Raw genomic sequence first — 16,318 nt, 5'->3', positions numbered from 1 at the left:
CCTCCCCATCCTCCCCATCCTCCCCATCCTCCCCATCCTCCCCATCCTCCCCATCTCCCCCATCCTCCCCATCCTCCCCATCCTCCCCATCCTCCCCATCCTCCCCATCTCCCCCATCCCCCACCTGCCTCCAGATGACTAAAAGACAAATTAAGCGTAAAATCCATGAGATTTGAGACAGATTTCCGATAGAATCAGTACAATATAGGTAGATATACAGAGATAGGAAATGCTTATGACTGGCGGGGACTCTCAGACCCATGTAACCCTTTCGGAGCGAGAGCTACAGGTGATTGAACTGGTAGCATCTGGTTTGACCAATCAGGATATAGCAGAATCGCTAGAAATTAGCAAGAGGACGGTGGATAACCATATCAGCAATATTCTGAACAAAACCAAAACAGCGAACCGTGTGGCATTAGTCAGATGGGCCTTACAGTCTGGTAAGGTTTGCATAGATGATGTTAACTGCTGTACCTTACCTCAATTAACCGACGAAGAACCGCAACCCGAACCTGTTCATGAATATATTGAAGACAATCCAGAAATTGAGGACCTAGGCTAAGCCGTCATTAAACATGGAAGAGTTAAAAACTGCGGGAACCGAAGACAATTCGGTTCAATATGAAATCCCAGGACTGCCATTAACGGTGTATCGAGAATTGGCAGCGCATCTGCGGCAGGTTCAAGGGGTAGAAGTTGAACTGATTCCCCAAACTGCCGCAGTGTTTAATTATTTTGACAGCCAAATCGCTGGACTATTAATCCAGTATGGACCGGATGCGGAACCGATGGCAGGTCAACGGGTGGAACAAATCCTAGGATATTACCGCGATCGCCATCGTCGGAATTCCTAGGATATTTTGGGTTATAGAATCGCCAATATGGGCTGATTTTATCTGGGAAATAGCAGCAATCGAAAACGAAGCAATGGGCGCAATTCAAGCATTACGAGGAACCCGAGACATCCTGCCAGCAGAGGTAGGCTATTGGCAAAAAGTAGAAGCCGTTGTCCGAGAAATCCTCGGCAAAGCCAGCTATCGAGAAATTCGGACGCCAGTTTTTGAACTGACGTCCCTATTTGAACGGGGAATTGGGGAAGCGACGGATGTCGTGGGTAAGGAAATGTACAGCTTCCAGAGTCGGGGAAAAAAACCCTACTCCATGACCCTGCGTCCCGAAGGCACCGCCGGAGTGGTCCGCGCCTATATTGAGCAGAAACTGCACGCGGCTGGGGGGGTGCAACGGTTGTGGTACACCGGACCGATGTTTCGGTATGAACGACCCCAGGCGGGACGGCAGCGCCAATTTCATCAAGTGGGGGTGGAGGTCCTGGGTACTGCGGACCCCCGTGCAGATGTGGAGGCGATCGCGATCGCCACGGATATTCTGCAAACCTTGGGACTGAAAAACCTGCACCTAGACTTGAATTCCGTTGGCAATAGCGAAGACAGACAACGCTATAGAGAGGCTTTAATTGCCTATCTCACCCCCTATCAAGCTGAATTAGACCCGGATTCCCAGGACCGACTCACCCGCAATCCCCTGCGCATTTTAGACAGTAAAGATAAACGGACTGGAGAAATTGTCCAAGATGCGCCGAAGCTGGGAGACTATCTCTGCGACGATTCAAAACGGCACTTTGAGCGCGTTCAAAACCTGTTAACTCAATTAGGAATTCCCTATCAATTGAATCATCGCTTGGTGAGGGGATTAGATTATTATAGTCATACTGCTTTTGAAATCATTTCTGATGATTTAGGCGCACAAGCAACGGTCTGTGGCGGTGGACGGTATGATAATTTGGTCAGCCAATTGGGGGGACCGGATACCCCTGCTGTCGGCTGGGCGATCGGTTTAGAACGGTTAATTATCCTGCTGCAACAACTGGATACCCTTCCCCCGACTCCCTTAGATTTTTATGTTGTTTCCCGGGGGGAACAGGCGGAAGAAAATGCTTTAGTCTTAGCCCAAAAATTGCGTCATGCCGGATTTAGCGCCGAAGTGGATTTAAGCGGCAGTGCCTTTGGCAAACAGTTCAAACGAGGCGATCGCTCGGGTGCTTCTGCCTGCTTGATTTTAGGGGATGAAGAAGCCCAGAATCAAACCGTCCAAATCAAATGGTTAGCAACTGGAGAACAAACAGCCATAACCCAAGCGGACCTCTTAGCCAACCCTGACCAATTGCGCCAACAATTACAAACCCCAAATCCGCACTAAATGTTCAAAATTGTGTAGAAAAAACCACAGATTACACAGATTAACACTGATAAAATCTCTGTGCAAATCTGTGAAATCTGTGGTTAAAAATCATTTCTCAATCGGTTGAAATTCTTTAGCGGGATAGGTTTTAACCGGGAACTGGAAGACGGCAAAAATTGCCTTCATGGTAAAGATAAACATGGATACGGTTCCCAAGGCGAAAATAATATCACCGGGTATCCTTAGCCAGACGGTCCAGCGCATCCAGGGGGAAGTGATGACTTCAGCACTTCGGGCGTACCAGGTTCCGTATTCTACGGATTGTGCGAGTTGATAAAATCCGTTAGGAATTAAGCCAAAGATGAGCATGATGACTAATCCGCCATTAATGGCCCAAAATGCGAATTTAATCCAGCGATCGTCCCACGCGTCATCAGGGACGAACTCGCGCAAGGCAAACAGCATGAGGGCGATCGCCAAGCAACCATAGACCCCAAATAAGGCGGCGTGAGCATGAATTGGGGTGGTATTGATTCCTTGGGAATAATACAGCACAATCGGTGGATTAATCAAGAATCCAAACACGCCTGCACCGATTAGATTCCAGATACAAGTGGCAATGAAAAATCGCAAGGGCCAGCGATAAAATCCTTCGGCTTCTTTGGACAATTTTAAGGTTTTTAAAATTTCAAAGCCTATCAGGGTTAACGGGACGACTTCTAGGGCAGAAAAGACGGACCCGATCGCCGCAATAAAGGAAGGAGTTCCAGAAAAGTAGAGGTGATGCAGGGTTCCAATTACACCGCTGCCTAAATATAACAGGGTGGTTAAATAGGTAGCACGCAGGGCCGATGACCGACGTAAAAAGCCTAATTCACTGCATAAATAGGCAATCACAACCGTAGCAAACACCTCGAAAAATCCTTCAACCCAAAGATGAATTACCCACCAGCGCCAATACTCAGCAATACTCAAGGGCGTGTGATTGGTGTACATCAATCCCACGGAATAAAACAGGGGAATCGTGATGGCGCTATACAGGAAAAAGTGACTCAATCCGGTTGGGCTTTTTTCCTTTTGTAAAGCCGGTTTAAATCCGCGATACAGTAACCACAGCCAGAATATCATCGCGACAATGAGCAGGATTTGCCAAACTCGTCCTAGTTCGATATATTCATAGCCTTGATGTCCCCACAAGAAGCTATTTTTGACGCTGAATAGCCCTTGCACCGCTGACCAAGACCCGATGAGGGAACCAACAACCACGACGGTTAATGCCCCTAATAAGATGCTATTACCGAGGGCTTGTCCTTTCGGTTCATAGCCACTAAATCGAGGAGCAAAATAGAGTCCAGCGGCTAACCAACAGGTAGCAATCCAGAAAATTGCCAGTTGTAAATGCCAAGTTCTCGTAGCCGCATAAGGGAGATAGAGGTTAAGGGGAATCCCATAAAATCCTTCCCCTTCTACAGCATAATGGGCGGTAAACATTCCCATCATGATTTGCACCAGAAACAGTGCCATTGCTACGCCAAAAAATAACGAGGTAACCTTCTGGCTGGGGGTGGGAATTCGTACAGCAGGACGGGCGGGAACGGGTAATACTTCGTCCTCCTCTTCTTTTAAATAGATGAAGAGAAAAATCCCCATTCCGGCAATTAAAATGATGATGGAAACGATGGACCAGATGAGAAATTGGGCCGGAGGTTGGTTGCCAATTAAATCATCATGAGGCCAATTTGCCGTATAGGAAAAAGGTGCATTGGGCCGATTTGCGGATGCTGCCCAAGATGTCCAGGCAAAGAAGGCTGTTACATCGTGAATTTGGCTATCATCTTTGAACCAACCGGAGGGAATGGAGTGAATTGCCGACCCTTTGGCTAAGAGTTCGTGATAGTCTTTAAAAACCTCTTGGAGTCCTTGACTTTGAGCCTCAGTTAACAGGAGTTCGTGGGTTTCCGGACTATACCGATTAGTTTTAAATTGTTCACTGACTCGCGCTTGCAAACTGGCGCGTTCAGGGGCCGGTAATGCTTGTAAATCCTTTTGAGAAAAGCTGGGATTGTTGTTGTATAATATGCCAGCGGTGGCTAAACCCCAGCGATGTAAGACATCGGCGGTCCAGTCCGGGGCGAGGTAGCTGCCATGTCCCCAGATGCTGCCAATATCCTGTCCTCCACGAGAGAGGTAGATTTCCTGTCCGGATTGAATGTTAGCTTGGGTGACGAGGATTTCTTGATTCGCCGATCGCACGATGTCAGGAACGGGTGGGGCATTTTTGGAAATGACCGCCCCTGCCCACAGTAATACACTAAAGGCAATGATACAAATCAGGGCTAACCAGGCGGGTAAGGTGAGTTGTCGCCTGACAGGACTGATTGCACCTTTGGCATCTAATAGGGTTGAATCTGCCATTGCAATATTTCCCCCAATTTATTGATGAATGATTTTCAACTAGCTCGATGGTAGCGAATTTAACTGAAAATTGACGAGTTTATAAAACTTTATATTTTGGCTGAAATATTTTAAGGGCAAAAATATTGATAATTTCTATCCATTTGGTGTTGACAAATTCCATAAACCTGTCAATAAATGTAAGAAATTATGGGCAGAGGGAGAAAATAAATCCCTCCTCTATTTGGGTTGGGTATGAAGAGGAGAAGAGATGCAGGATTATTGTATAAGAGTTTAAGGGGTATGATAGAAACCCCCGTTACAACAAGCAACGAGGGATAACGACAGCAAGTCGAGAGGTTGAACTGGGGGGAAGTTAGAGGACGCCTTTAGAACTGGGGATGGTGGTGGCGCGACGGGGGTCAATTTCGGTTGCCATGCGCAGACTGCGGGCGAAGGCTTTAAAGGTGGCTTCGATGATGTGATGGGAATTAATGCCGTCGAGTTGGCGGATATGTAGGGTCATTTGGGCGTGATTGACGATCGCCACGAAGAATTCCCGCACTAATTGGGTGTCATACGTGCCGACGCGCTGGGTGGGAATGTCTAAACCATAGCTTAAGTGAGGGCGACCGGAAAAGTCGAGGGCGACTTGAATCAAGGCTTCATCTAGAGGGGCGACAAAGTGACCAAACCGGACGATACCTTTGCGATCGCCAAGGGCTTTACCCAAGGCTTGACCTAATGTAATCCCCACATCTTCATTGGTATGATGGTCATCAATTTCTATATCCCCGGTGGCTTTTACATCCAGATCAATCAAGCCGTGAGAGGCAATTTGATGTAACATATGGTCGAGAAACGGTACACCAGTCGCAGCGGTACAGTTCCCTTGACCATCGAGATTAATCGTCACATGGACATCAGTTTCCCCAGTGGTGCGTCGGACAGTGGAGATCCGAGAAAGTTGGCCTAAATTTTGTTCGGATTCAGCATTTGGGAGAGTTTCGGAGGAGGTGCGGCTAATACTTGTCTGCATAATTGGCAAGGGTTGCGATCGCAAAAATAGTCTCGATTCCGATCTTATCTTGTCTGCGGGGAAACCTTGAAAAATTAAGAGAGAGGGTTTGAATAATAGAGAAGAGATCCCCCCAACCCCCCTGATTATCCTCCTCCTGTCCCCCTTAAGAAGGGGGAAGCCAGAGGAATAAATGTTTGAGCCCCGGGGGGCTTTTAGAACCCTCTTTTTAAGGGGGCTTTTGGGAATGGAAGCCTTAGTTTTAATCAGTAAATTCTCAATTCTTCAGGGATTACATTCCCATGATGCAGTAGCCGGAATCCACATAGATGATTTGACCCGTGATACCGCTGGATAAGTCGCTACAGAGGAATGCAGCGGTATTGCCGACTTCAGTTTGGGTAACAGTGCGACGGAGGGGGGCCATTTCTTCCACATGGTGAATCATATCCAGGATACCACCGACGGCAGAAGAGGCAAGGGTCCGGATGGGACCGGCAGAGATGCCATTGACACGGACATTTTGGGGTCCCAATTCGGCGGCGAGGTAGCGGACATTCATTTCTAAGGCAGCTTTGGCAATCCCCATGACGTTGTAGTTCGGGATGACTCGGACGCCACCGAGGTAGGTGAGGGTGACAATGCTGCCTCCTTCGGTCATTAGGGGTTTGGCGGCAGCAGCTAGGGAAACCAGGGAGTAGGAACTAATATCCAAGGCGCGGGTAAAGCCTTCGCGGGAGGTGTTGCTAAAGTCTCCGGAGAGTTCTTCTTTACCGGCAAAGGCGAGGCAGTGGATCAGGATGTCGATTTTATCCCAGGTTTCGCGGATGGTGTCGAAGGTGGCTTGAATTTGGGCGTCATCTTGAACGTTGCAGGGGACGAACAAACTGGGGTTGAGGGGTTCGACTAATTCCTTGACTTTTTTTTCTTGACGGCCCTTTTCATCCGGGAGATAGGTGATGCCGAGATTGGCCCCAGCTTTGTGGAGTTGTTGGGCGATACCCCAAGCGATGGAACGGTTGTTAGCAATTCCGGTGACTAAGGCGTTTTTTCCTGTTAAATCTAGCATGGAGGGTTTATTCTAGTAAAAATTACTCAGTAGTACGGGTTCGGCCCCAGGGTGAGGCTGGCGGGATCACAGGGCTGTCCCCAAAAGAGCAGTCGCCCCTGATGGCGGTGGACGGGCTACGGTTGCAGCCATAAGACCAGAGGATTGACTCGGACAAGTCTACCGCCCTGGGTCTGTTCCCCAATTTGATTGAATCACAACCGGGGACTCTGAAACGGGGCTATTAGCCGATCGCCATTCTGGGTGGGGTGGGTTTGGGGGTGACAACTCGGCGGGAATCGGAGATGGGAATATTTTATCCAGGGATCAGCCAACTGGTCGCAATTCTGTATCCCCAAGCACAAAAAAACCGCGAATGGTCCGTTTAAGTAATGTAGAGTACAAAAGTCAGAGAACTCTAACAAGAGCGGGTCGCTAATGACAATAAACCGTTAGCAAGTTATCAAAAAAGAAGATAGGCCATGACAATTAGAAGGAACGGATATGGTAATGACCCAAGATAGACCGCTAGCCGCAGTATTCCGTCAGATGGGAAGTGGATCGTTTCCCCCAGTGGTGGAGAATTACGAGCGAGGAAAGACCATCTTTTTCCCTGGGGATCCCGCTGAACGGGTTTATTTTTTACTCAAAGGTGCCGTTAAGCTATCCCGCGTCTATGAAGCCGGAGAGGAAATTACCGTGGCCCTGCTGCGGGAAAATAGTGTATTTGGGGTACTCTCCCTGATTACGGGCCATCGTTCGGACCGCTTTTATCATGCTGTTGCCTTTACCCCAGTCGAGTTGCTTTCGGTGCCGATCGACCAGGTGGAAAAGGCGCTTAAGGAAGACCCCGAACTGTCAATGTTGATGTTGCGCGGCTTATCTTCCCGGATTTTACAGACAGAAATGATGATTGAAACCTTGGCCCATCGGGATATGGGGTCGCGGTTGGTGAGTTTTCTGCTGATTTTGTGTCGGGATTTTGGAGTACCGACTTCCGAGGGGATTACGATTGATTTAAAGTTGTCTCATCAGGCGATCGCCGAAGCAATTGGCTCAACTCGGGTCACCGTCACCCGTTTACTGGGGGATCTGCGCTGTGAACAGATGATCTCCATTCATAAAAAGAAGATCACCGTTCATAATCCAGTGGCGTTGAGTCAGCAATTTACTTGAGAACCGATAAAGTGGTCAATCTTGACAAAAGAGGGCAGAGAAAATCAGGGGATCGCCGATCGGGGTGAGAGTGAGTAAATTGTCCGTTGATTTTCTGCCCTGGAGGGACTCTTTGAGGGTACAGTCGGCTTGAAATTGTTTTTCCCAAAACCCAGGGGATGAGGGGACTGGGGAGAAAAGAACCGGCGATCGCACGGCGATGGGGAAACGAGTGTTAGAAAATCCGGTGTGAGAGCTTGAGTCCATGCAGGCATTCAGCGAAAAAAGGGCAGAATACTGCTATCAGGATCGGCATTTGGATCTGTTATAGTGCAAAAGAGCGGAGCTTTGCCGGACGGCCTAGCAGAGTGTTTCACCTCCGAAAGTTTTTGTCTTGGCTAGATCTGGACGGAGTTAAATAAGTGATGACGAGCGCATACGTCCTGATACTGGCTGTTTTAGTCTTGGGGGGGTTGCTCGCCACCCTGGGCGATCGCCTCGGTACTAAAGTCGGTAAGGCCCGGTTGAGTCTGTTTGGTTTACGCCCACGACAAACCGCGACTGTGGTCACCATTGTAACCGGGTTGATGATTGCTGCCTCAACCTTGAGTATCCTATTTGCCACGAGTAAATCGTTGCGAGTGGGGGTGTTTCAACTGGATGAAAAACTCAAAGAATTGCGAGAAGCCCAGAAGGAACTCGTCGCAGTGATCACCCAAAAACAGCAGGTGGAAGCCCAACTCAACCAAGCCCGAGAACAGCAGGTGGTGGCGCAACAACAATTAAATGAGATTGATCGCTCATTGCAAGGGGCGCTCCAAAAACAGGCCCTAACTCAGGCTCAGCTAAACCAGACTCAGGGCGAACTGAATAAAACTCAGAACCAACTCAGCGGGATTCAAACTGATTATCAGAAAGCTACAAGCGAACTAAGTCTAATTGAAGGGAATTTCGCTCGCGCTCAAAGTCAGCTTGAAGAGGTTTCCCAACAGGCGCAGAAGCTGCGGGATGATATTGTCACCCTGCAATTGGAACGGCGGGAGTTGATTGAACAGGGGGAGCAAGTTAGAGCTACGATCGCCCAACGCGATCGGGAACTGGCCGTTAAACAGGCTGAGATTGAGCAACAACGGCAGGAAGCGGCACAGCAACGGCAGTTACTCACGGAGCAGAAAAGCCAACTGGATGAGCAAATTCGCCAACTGGCGCAACAGCAGCAGCAAATCGCCGTTCAAGAAGGGGATATAGCGGAGCAACAGGAGCAAATGGCTCAACAGGCGGCAGAAATTGCCCAGCAAAAACAGGCGATCGCCGTTCAGGAAGAGGAGTTAGGGAAACAGGAGCAGGAAATCGCCAGCCAGGAAATGGAGATTGCTCAGCAAAAGCAGGCGATCACCCTACAGGAGGAGGAAATCGCCCAGCGCGATCGCCAGATTTCTGACCAAGAGGCGGCGATTACAGAGCAGCGATCGTTGTTGAAACAGTTAGCCACCCAACAAGCGTTTCTCCAAGGGGAAGTCCAAAGTCTGGAACGGGATTTTCAACTGTTGCGGGAAGGGACGGTGGCAATTCGCCGGAATCAGGTGTTAGCTTCCGGGGTCCTGCGGGTCATCCGCCCGGAAACGGCACCGGAAGCAACCCAGCAATTGTTAACCGAAGCAAATCTGGCGGCGATCGCCTTGATTCGTCCCGGAACAACGCAACTGAATGAATGGGCGATCGCCATTACAGAGACGGAACTGGAGCAACTGATCGGTCAAATTAACGATGGTCAAGATTATGTGGTCAGAATTCTCTCCGCTGCCAATTATTTGTTAGGTGAACGGCAGGTGAATGTTTTTGCCGATGCGGTGCCTAATGAGGTGGTCTTCAAGGAAGGGGAACTGGTGGCAACAACTTCGGTCCGGCCCTCTCAAATGAGTGAAGATCAGATTAAAGAACAATTGAATTTATTGTTAGCTGCCGCTAATTTTAGAGCAAGGCGATCGGGTATTTTAACCGATGCTATTCAAGTGGGAGATGGACGTCTAGCCGCTTTGATGGAATTTATCAAGCAGCTTCCCGACAATAATGAACCGGGTGTCATTCAAGCGGTTTCCGCTGGTCAAACCTATACTTCTGGTCCACTGACTTTAGAATTTACGGTGCTTCATGAAGGGAAAATTGTGTTTCGCACAGATTAGGGGAACAGGGTGAGGGTTTGCCCGGTTGGTTAAGGGTTAATCTGAATAAAGGTTAGGGAAGAATTACTGGAGTAATGGCCAGGTTAGTTTCCCGTTATCGGGAGAGTTGAAAAGGATAAAACGCAATGGGTAACGCTCAAACAGAAACAGTAATTTTGGGGTTCGATCCGGGCCGGTTAAAGTGTGGAATTGCGGTGATGAATAGCCGGGGAAAATTGTTGGTGCATGAAGTGGTTCCGGCGGAAGAGGCGATCGCGGTGATTGAATCTTTCTTTCAACAATTTGGGGTTGACCTGCTGGTGATAGGCGATCGCACCACCTCGAAAAAGTGGCAAGAACATATTACCGAATCCTTGTCTATCCCGTTACCCATTGTGCAAGTGGATGAACGCTACAGCACCTTACAAGCCCGCGATCGCTATTGGGAAATGTATCCGCCTCGGGGATTGACGAAGCTGATTCCCCAAGGAATGCGCCAACCCCCTAGGGCGATCGATGATATCGTCGCCATTCTCTTAATTGAGCGCTATTTAGCAACCTTACCCAATTGAATGTTCATCCCTCCAGGGTATTCCAACAGATAAATCATGGAAATCCACTTGTTAAGGACCTACTTTACTCTCGTAGCCTGCGTAGGCAGGCTTCGTTCCTATAGTCCCACCCTTGAGGGTGTGAGTTGTGGATATTTTATTTTTTGAAGTTCCTCAACCCCCTGTAACCCCGCTACAATTGCGCTCGAATGGTGAAAGAATAGTCTCCCCCGGGTTCGAGTTGATAATCGCATTTTTCTAAAAACCGTCCCAAGGGTTCTTGAATTAAAGCGCGTCCCTGGGACGGTTCGATCGCCAATTTACCCACGCGAAAACACCACCGGAAACTCCAACTAAAATCTCCGGCACTCACTTCCCCTTCTAGGGTCCCCCGTTGCCAAGACTGATTCAGCACTCGAACGTGGGCAGTAGTTCTAGGGACTCGCTTCCTACTCACGGTTTTGTTCCGACCACACTGCGACTATTGTAAAGACTCATCGCTTTTTCGCAGCCTTCCTTTAGACTGAGTTCGATCGCATCCCGAACCAGATACATCACCTCAGATACCACGGGTTTCTCCTCCGGGGTAAATTTACCCAACACATGAGAAATCGTATCGGTTTCTGCTTTCCCGTCCCCGGGTTTACCGATTCCCACCCGTAACCGGGGGAAGTCCTGGGTGCTTAAATGGGCGATCGTGGATTTGATGCCATTGTGACCCCCAGCGGAACCGGAAAGGCGCATCCGCAAGCGTCCCACAGGCAAATCCATATCATCATAAATGGTCAGGACCGATTGGGGGGGCAGTTTATACCAATCTGTCACAGCGCGAATTGCTTGCCCGGACCGATTCATATAGGTGAGGGGCTTGAGCAGGTAAATTTTATTCCCTTTTGGCCCTCGACCCTCGCCAAATAGCCCCTGAAACCGGCGGTTTTCTGACAGAGAAATTTGCCAGGACCGGGCGAGCATATCGACGGCAGCGAACCCAATATTATGGCGGGTTTCGTGATATTTGGCTTCTGGATTTCCCAACCCGACGATCAGTTGAGGAATCACCAGAGGAACGGATGTCTCGCTTGCTGTCATGGCAGTTTTGAAGTCAGGTGTTAAAGTTTGGTGTTTAGGTTGTCGGGGCTGTTGCTGATTTGTTCATGCCGCCTGACCTAGACTGGGATAGTACCCTGGGGGAGATAGCCGGAGGGATGAAATGAGGAATCCCGCCAAGGTAGGGGCTTGGGCTGGATTCGCCCCCTTCCTTCGTGGGATCATTTTAGGATTGGTAATGGAGCATGACAAGGGACAAGTATTTGCCGACTTTTAGCCCGCCTGGGCAGGTTTTGCCCGATGAGCTTCCACCCTTTCCTACGGAACGCTTATAGAACAGGGTGCGGGTGTTTGCCCACATATCGGTACCCACACCCTAGCCTTTTTCAGAGGATGGGATCGCTTCTTCGGGGGAGACGGCACTGGCGACTTTCTGAGATTCAGCGGGTTTAGCGGGTTTGGATGCCTCAAGCTGTTCCGCCTCGCGCTTGATTTCGCTTTCAAATTCCCGACTGGCATCCTGGAATCCGCGAATCGCTTTTCCCATACTGCGACCGATTTCCGGCAACTTTTTGGGTCCAAAAATGAGAAGGGCGATCGTCAAAATCACCATGATTTCGGGCAAACCCATGCCAAAGATATTCACGCAGACCTCCAACAGAGCACTGGTTATTAGTATAGAAAAAAAATCCCGGTCAAACCGGGAAAGCAGGGATACCGAGGATCCCTGCTCTAGGGGCGATCGCCGTAAGTTAGCGCCCGAGGGTGGTCCAATCCACATCGACTCCATTGAGGAGCAACGAAGAGTTATAGATTTGCAGGATAATCACTAAGAACAGGAAAAATAGCAGCATGAACACGCCCATCAGAGGGGTGGTGCCCCAACCCGGGGAGACTTTACCATATTCTGCATTTAACGGTCTGAGTAGATTTCCCAATTTTGTTTGCTGTGCCATGCGTCACCTCGTTATTCTGGACGGCGAAAATTAATGTTTTGTAATATTCTATAGGAATCGGACTCATAATTTTACTCAAAATATGGAAAATCTGGAACCGGCAACAGTTCTTAGTATCGGGATTGGCGCGATCCTCGTGGCGATCGCCGCCTTTTCTATCTACACCTCCTTCGGCCCCCCGTCTAAGGAATTGGCTGATCCCTTCGACGATCACGACGATTAAACCCCGGCTCCAGCGTCCCCTGGCGCTGGACCGGGTTCAATTGAGCCCCTCGGTTTTCTCATCGAGGAGTCAACCAAGCAGGTTCCGTAGCAATAGAGCAACCCCCAGCAAATAAACCGAGGCGATCGCTTCCTTTCATTTCAACCCCTCAAAATCAACCGATATAGCTCCCTCTAAATCCTGCGGACAATAAAATTAATCCGTTAGAGCACGAACCAATTTTCCCCGACATTTAGGCTGGCTAGAGAGAAAGGGTTAATACCTAATCTTCCGCTCTTATTCTTCACATCTGACTCGGTGAATTTGAAACACAGGGTAGTTTGGCTAAACCCATTGAATTTTGTCCCGTACCCCGAGAGTTTCGCGCCACGAGTTCCATTTCTCCTTGAGAATTTATAATCCATCCTTCTGCTTCTACCAATTGCTCCGGCGAAGGGGTCTCAATTAAAATGGATGCAGCAGATACCGAAGGAATTTGGCTATCCTTCCGAGGTAATCTCTCTAACCTTTGCGGTCCTAAATCCATCAACAGGGCTTCATCACTAATTGCTTCCATCGGATTAGGAGGAAGACCACCCCTCCCGGTTATAATAAATTCACTTTGCTGTTGACCGGAACGACAGCTAGAATCAAGTTCTTGGGCCTGATCTGCTAAATTAACAGCTAACTCAACTAATCCAGAGGTCGGATCAACTTCCGGGGTATTAATTCTAACGGTTCCACTCAGGGAAGAATCGGCACCAGTTGCTGTAATATCACTCGTAAAATCACTGGCTAAGACTCGAAATTCTGTTCCAAAAATCCCCTCGGCTTGAATCGTGACAATACCTCCTTGGGATTGCTCAGAATTAGCGCTGATATCACTATTTTCAAAAGCACCCAGAATTGCTGTATCAAACATGATATTCCCTCCTGTGGCGCTCCCTGTGGCGTTCGTGGTAATCTGGCTGTTGCGGCGCAGGAGAGTGGAATTTGCTAAAATCGTGATGTTACCTTGGCTACCGGATTCAGTTTCACCCAGAAAACTCGCTTGGTTGTCCAGTAAAATCTCACCAGCCCTCACCGTCAGAACCCCTGGAGAAAACGCACCTTTAGCGCTAACTCGGATTTGAGAGCCATCAAAAAGAGAGACTTGTTCAGCAGTAATGGTCACATCTCCAGCATTTCCATTTCCAATTGTTTCAGAGGAAATACTAGCACCATTTAAAAGTAATAATTTCCCGGTTTCTACGGTGAGACTTCCGGCATTACCCGTAACCTCTGAATTAACAAAGGTCTCCAATTTGCTCCCGTTTCCCAAACTATCCGACCCCCTCAAAGTTACGGATTCACTCGCGCGAACGGTCAAAGTACCGGCATTACCTCGGGCATCTGTAGAAGAAGAAATGACGGCTCCATCTGATACGGTTAACTGAGTTGTATTAATCGCGATCGCACCGGAATTAACCAAAATTTCCCGATTGAGAATAACTTCAGCCTGAGTATCAACGGAATTGTGAACTGCCATCCCAGAGGAAACAGAGGGTTCGGTTTCTACATCAAGAGAACCTGAACCCGTCTGGATATAAGCACCAAATCCATCCCCATCTACCCCACTCATGCTCACCGATTCCCTAGCCCGAATGTTCAGAATTCCTGCATAACCTTCGCCAAAGGTTGTGGCTGAGATAATTGCTCCATCTAAAAGGGTTAATTGACCCGTTTCTATGGTCACAATTCCTGCATTGCCAGTGGTATTGGAACGAACTTCTGCGAATAAACCCCCGAATCCGCCCGAGATGTCTAACCCACTAAATTTAATCGATTCAGTTGCCTGAATGGTTAAATTTCCTCCGTTACCTTGACCCCGAGTCGAAGCAGAAATTAAGGCTCCATCAAAAGTATAAAATTGGGCAGATTCTATCTTTAAACTACCCCCATCTCCTCTAGCACCGGGAAAGACTTCTGCGATCGCCACACTGGGAAGCCCCAAGGAATTAGCACCACTGAATTCCACTTGTTCAGAAGCAAATAACTGAATATCTTGCCCGGGTTGACTTCCCAAGGTTAAGGAAATTAGGGCTGACCCTTCCCGGAGAAAAAGCGATCGCCCTTGCAATGAGATCGGACCTCCTCCTTCACCACTGGTATCCAACGAGGCAGCAGTTAACTTAATATCCCCAAAAATTCCCCCCTCTGAATATGCAAACCCCCAGAAAGGCGATGTAACGGTCAACATAACTTGACTATTAGCCCCCACACTTCCCAGTTCAATCTGTCCCCCAACAGTGCTTAAATTTCCTCCATTTAGCTCAATTTCACCCCCAATTAACGCTAAAGTTTTATTTTGAACTTGTAAGCCAGTTGGTCTATTTTCCCTCAAGATAGACCCCCGAACTGGCTCTGTTAAACTCAAATTATTTCCGGGTCCCTGTACAATGATTTTACCGGGATTGGGACCCATTTGTAAGCCCACAGGTAGGCTCACGGTGAGTAACGGTACAGGTTCCGTGGGTAAGGTACTGAAAGAAGTCCCATCGGCAAAATTAAGGCGATCGCCGGTAGAAGCTAGAAAAGAACCCCCCATATTTAATTGAGCATTCGGTCCAAAAACAATCCCATTTGGATTCAGGAAAAATAAATTTGCACCCCCATTCACCTGAATCAACCCATCTATATTAGAAATAGAAGAACCTGTAACCCGACTAAAGATATTTTTAATATCCAGAGCATTGTCAAAACTTACGGGAGTATTCGTAGGTAAAGAAAACTCTTGAAAACTATGAAATAAATTTCCTTCAGCTTGAGTTCCCCCCTTGATAATACTCGCCCCTCCCTCGCGGATGACGGTGGTATTAACAGGCAAGGTAGCATCGGGGATAATTTGAGCTTGGACTGGGGAAGCACAACCCCAAAAAATACCCACAAATAGTTTTAATAAATATCTACTCATAAAATCCCTAAGTAGAAAATAACTATTTTTAGGTGGATTCATACTATTTCTGTAAAAATAGGGGTGAATAGGCATTAAATTTCCTCCGTGATGTTTTCCAAAATTGCTCCATCCAACGAGAAAAAAATTGGCCCATCCCTTCGGCGATCGCGACGATTAACCCCCGGAGCCTGCTTCCCCTGGCGCTGGACCCCCATCAATTCTTTAACGCCAATTCCCCACCAAAATATAAGGCGACCAAAAATAGGGAGTGCGATACCGTCCTTCCTGCAACAAACTCACCTGAGCGCGTCTGAGGGCTTCGGCTTTCGTGATCCCCTCTCCCTGGGCTAATTCCTGATAAAATCGTACCATTAAAGCAGCCGTTGATTCATCGCTGACTTGCCACAAGGTGGCGATCGTACTGCGAGCACCGGCCCTGAGTGCAACCCCTGCCAATCCTAACGCAGCGCGACTATCTCCCGATGCCGTTTCGCAGGCACTAAAAACCAGTAACTCAATCGGACGAGATAACTCTTGTTCTTTCTGGCGCAGTAAGCCATCTAACTCTTTAACAATAGACCTCTTGCAAAATAATTTTATGCTAAAATAAAAAGTTTTGCTTGATTTTAGCCGATGGCCGGTTATAGC

Annotated in this window: 17 protein-coding genes; 7 read left to right on the top strand and 10 right to left on the bottom strand. The window is 48.4% G+C overall.

Annotated features, from left to right (window positions below; all coding sequences use genetic code 11):
* Positions 1–235: 235 nt before the first annotated feature.
* The 3 genes from pedR (at position 236) to hisS (ending at position 2,220) form a co-directional block, all read left to right on the top strand.
* The gene (gene pedR / locus NG792_RS27965; RefSeq protein ID WP_261201928.1) at positions 236–565 is read left to right on the top strand and encodes a photosynthetic electron transport-dependent transcriptional regulator PedR; all 330 of its coding nucleotides are present in this window, start codon (positions 236–238) and stop codon (positions 563–565) included.
* Between the two features lie 13 nt (positions 566–578).
* Complete coding sequence (locus NG792_RS27960) at positions 579–857, top strand: acyltransferase (protein WP_261237668.1); 279 nt, start codon at positions 579–581, stop codon at positions 855–857.
* 73 nt (positions 858–930) lie between these two features.
* Positions 931–2,220 carry a histidine--tRNA ligase gene (gene hisS / locus NG792_RS27955; RefSeq protein WP_261237666.1) on the top strand — a complete coding sequence of 430 codons (1,290 nt, stop codon included), beginning with the start codon at positions 931–933 and terminating at the stop codon, positions 2,218–2,220.
* 90 nt (positions 2,221–2,310) lie between these two features.
* Here hisS and NG792_RS27950 read toward each other — a convergent pair whose 3' ends face one another.
* The 3 genes from NG792_RS27950 to fabI form a co-directional block, all read right to left on the bottom strand.
* Complete coding sequence (locus NG792_RS27950) at positions 2,311–4,617, bottom strand: nitric-oxide reductase large subunit (protein WP_261201948.1); 2,307 nt, start codon at positions 4,615–4,617, stop codon at positions 2,311–2,313.
* A gap of 355 nt (positions 4,618–4,972) precedes the next feature.
* On the bottom strand, positions 4,973–5,635 hold the full coding sequence (gene hisB, locus NG792_RS27945) for an imidazoleglycerol-phosphate dehydratase HisB (RefSeq protein ID WP_261201898.1): 663 nt from the start codon (positions 5,633–5,635) through the stop codon (positions 4,973–4,975).
* Positions 5,636–5,906: 271 nt separating this feature from the next.
* Positions 5,907–6,683 (bottom strand): enoyl-ACP reductase FabI, encoded by a 777-nt coding sequence (fabI, locus tag NG792_RS27940; protein WP_261201897.1) that lies wholly within the window; start codon positions 6,681–6,683, stop codon positions 5,907–5,909.
* Positions 6,684–7,172: 489 nt separating this feature from the next.
* Between fabI and ntcA the strand changes: the two genes are divergently transcribed.
* Positions 7,173–7,838 carry a global nitrogen regulator NtcA gene (gene ntcA, locus NG792_RS27935; protein ID WP_435387617.1) on the top strand — a complete coding sequence of 222 codons (666 nt, stop codon included), beginning with the start codon at positions 7,173–7,175 and terminating at the stop codon, positions 7,836–7,838.
* A 15-nt stretch (positions 7,839–7,853) separates the two neighbouring features.
* Here ntcA and NG792_RS27930 read toward each other — a convergent pair whose 3' ends face one another.
* Positions 7,854–8,084: a hypothetical protein gene (locus NG792_RS27930; RefSeq protein ID WP_261201895.1), complete on the bottom strand. Its 231-nt coding sequence runs from the start codon at positions 8,082–8,084 to the stop codon at positions 7,854–7,856.
* A 158-nt stretch (positions 8,085–8,242) separates the two neighbouring features.
* Between NG792_RS27930 and NG792_RS27925 the strand changes: the two genes are divergently transcribed.
* Together NG792_RS27925 and NG792_RS27920 are read left to right on the top strand one after the other, a co-directional pair.
* Positions 8,243–10,000, top strand: coding sequence for a DUF3084 family protein (locus tag NG792_RS27925; RefSeq protein ID WP_261237665.1), 1,758 nt, complete (start codon positions 8,243–8,245; stop codon positions 9,998–10,000).
* A 125-nt stretch (positions 10,001–10,125) separates the two neighbouring features.
* Positions 10,126–10,551, top strand: coding sequence for a pre-16S rRNA-processing nuclease YqgF (locus NG792_RS27920; protein ID WP_261201893.1), 426 nt, complete (start codon positions 10,126–10,128; stop codon positions 10,549–10,551).
* Between the two features lie 172 nt (positions 10,552–10,723).
* Here the strand turns inward: NG792_RS27920 and NG792_RS27915 are convergent, their stop codons facing one another.
* The 4 genes from NG792_RS27915 to psbH form a co-directional block, all read right to left on the bottom strand.
* Positions 10,724–10,987 (bottom strand): DUF3146 family protein, encoded by a 264-nt coding sequence (locus NG792_RS27915; RefSeq protein WP_015150867.1) that lies wholly within the window; start codon positions 10,985–10,987, stop codon positions 10,724–10,726.
* Entirely contained in the window at positions 10,984–11,619 is a 636-nt protein-coding gene (gene pth, locus NG792_RS27910; protein ID WP_261237664.1) for an aminoacyl-tRNA hydrolase, read from the bottom strand. Before pth ends, NG792_RS27915 begins: the two co-directional genes overlap by 4 nt.
* 334 nt (positions 11,620–11,953) lie before the next feature.
* The gene (locus tag NG792_RS27905) at positions 11,954–12,223 is read right to left on the bottom strand and encodes a TatA/E family twin arginine-targeting protein translocase (protein ID WP_261201899.1); all 270 of its coding nucleotides are present in this window, start codon (positions 12,221–12,223) and stop codon (positions 11,954–11,956) included.
* 106 nt (positions 12,224–12,329) lie between these two features.
* Positions 12,330–12,533 (bottom strand): photosystem II reaction center phosphoprotein PsbH, encoded by a 204-nt coding sequence (gene psbH, locus NG792_RS27900; protein WP_015150870.1) that lies wholly within the window; start codon positions 12,531–12,533, stop codon positions 12,330–12,332.
* Between the two features lie 82 nt (positions 12,534–12,615).
* On the opposite strand from psbH, the gene psbN reads away from it, so the two are divergent.
* The gene (psbN, locus tag NG792_RS27895) at positions 12,616–12,756 is read left to right on the top strand and encodes a photosystem II reaction center protein PsbN (protein ID WP_015150871.1); all 141 of its coding nucleotides are present in this window, start codon (positions 12,616–12,618) and stop codon (positions 12,754–12,756) included.
* Between the two features lie 283 nt (positions 12,757–13,039).
* Here psbN and NG792_RS27890 read toward each other — a convergent pair whose 3' ends face one another.
* Positions 13,040–15,688: a beta strand repeat-containing protein gene (locus NG792_RS27890; RefSeq protein WP_261237663.1), complete on the bottom strand. Its 2,649-nt coding sequence runs from the start codon at positions 15,686–15,688 to the stop codon at positions 13,040–13,042.
* Between the two features lie 204 nt (positions 15,689–15,892).
* A partial coding sequence (locus NG792_RS27885; RefSeq protein ID WP_261237662.1) for a CHAT domain-containing protein occupies positions 15,893–16,318 on the bottom strand: 426 nt, incomplete at its 5' end.

The sequence above is a fragment of the Laspinema olomoucense D3b genome (genome assembly GCF_025370785.1).
Classification (GTDB): domain Bacteria; phylum Cyanobacteriota; class Cyanobacteriia; order Cyanobacteriales; family Laspinemataceae; genus Laspinema; species Laspinema olomoucense.
Note: the sequence above shows the minus strand (reverse complement) of the source record. Positions and strands in the feature narration are given on the sequence as shown.

Excerpts from the sequence above, each read along its gene's own strand:
- NG792_RS27960 (WP_261237668.1), top strand. The coding sequence starts at position 579 with ATGGAAGAGTTAAAAACTGCGGGAACCGAAGACAATTCGGTTCAATAT.
- psbH (WP_015150870.1), bottom strand. The coding sequence starts at position 12,533 with ATGGCACAGCAAACAAAATTGGGAAATCTACTCAGACCGTTAAATGCA.
- fabI (WP_261201897.1), bottom strand. The coding sequence starts at position 6,683 with ATGCTAGATTTAACAGGAAAAAACGCCTTAGTCACCGGAATTGCTAAC.
- hisS (WP_261237666.1), top strand. The coding sequence starts at position 931 with ATGGGCGCAATTCAAGCATTACGAGGAACCCGAGACATCCTGCCAGCA.
- ntcA (WP_435387617.1), top strand. The coding sequence starts at position 7,173 with ATGACCCAAGATAGACCGCTAGCCGCAGTATTCCGTCAGATGGGAAGT.
- NG792_RS27920 (WP_261201893.1), top strand. The coding sequence starts at position 10,126 with ATGGGTAACGCTCAAACAGAAACAGTAATTTTGGGGTTCGATCCGGGC.
- hisB (WP_261201898.1), bottom strand. The coding sequence starts at position 5,635 with ATGCAGACAAGTATTAGCCGCACCTCCTCCGAAACTCTCCCAAATGCT.
- NG792_RS27950 (WP_261201948.1), bottom strand. The coding sequence starts at position 4,617 with ATGGCAGATTCAACCCTATTAGATGCCAAAGGTGCAATCAGTCCTGTC.
- NG792_RS27890 (WP_261237663.1), bottom strand. The coding sequence starts at position 15,688 with ATGAGTAGATATTTATTAAAACTATTTGTGGGTATTTTTTGGGGTTGT.
- NG792_RS27925 (WP_261237665.1), top strand. The coding sequence starts at position 8,243 with ATGACGAGCGCATACGTCCTGATACTGGCTGTTTTAGTCTTGGGGGGG.
- NG792_RS27930 (WP_261201895.1), bottom strand. The coding sequence starts at position 8,084 with ATGGACTCAAGCTCTCACACCGGATTTTCTAACACTCGTTTCCCCATC.
- psbN (WP_015150871.1), top strand. The coding sequence starts at position 12,616 with ATGGAAAATCTGGAACCGGCAACAGTTCTTAGTATCGGGATTGGCGCG.
- pth (WP_261237664.1), bottom strand. The coding sequence starts at position 11,619 with ATGACAGCAAGCGAGACATCCGTTCCTCTGGTGATTCCTCAACTGATC.
- pedR (WP_261201928.1), top strand. The coding sequence starts at position 236 with ATGACTGGCGGGGACTCTCAGACCCATGTAACCCTTTCGGAGCGAGAG.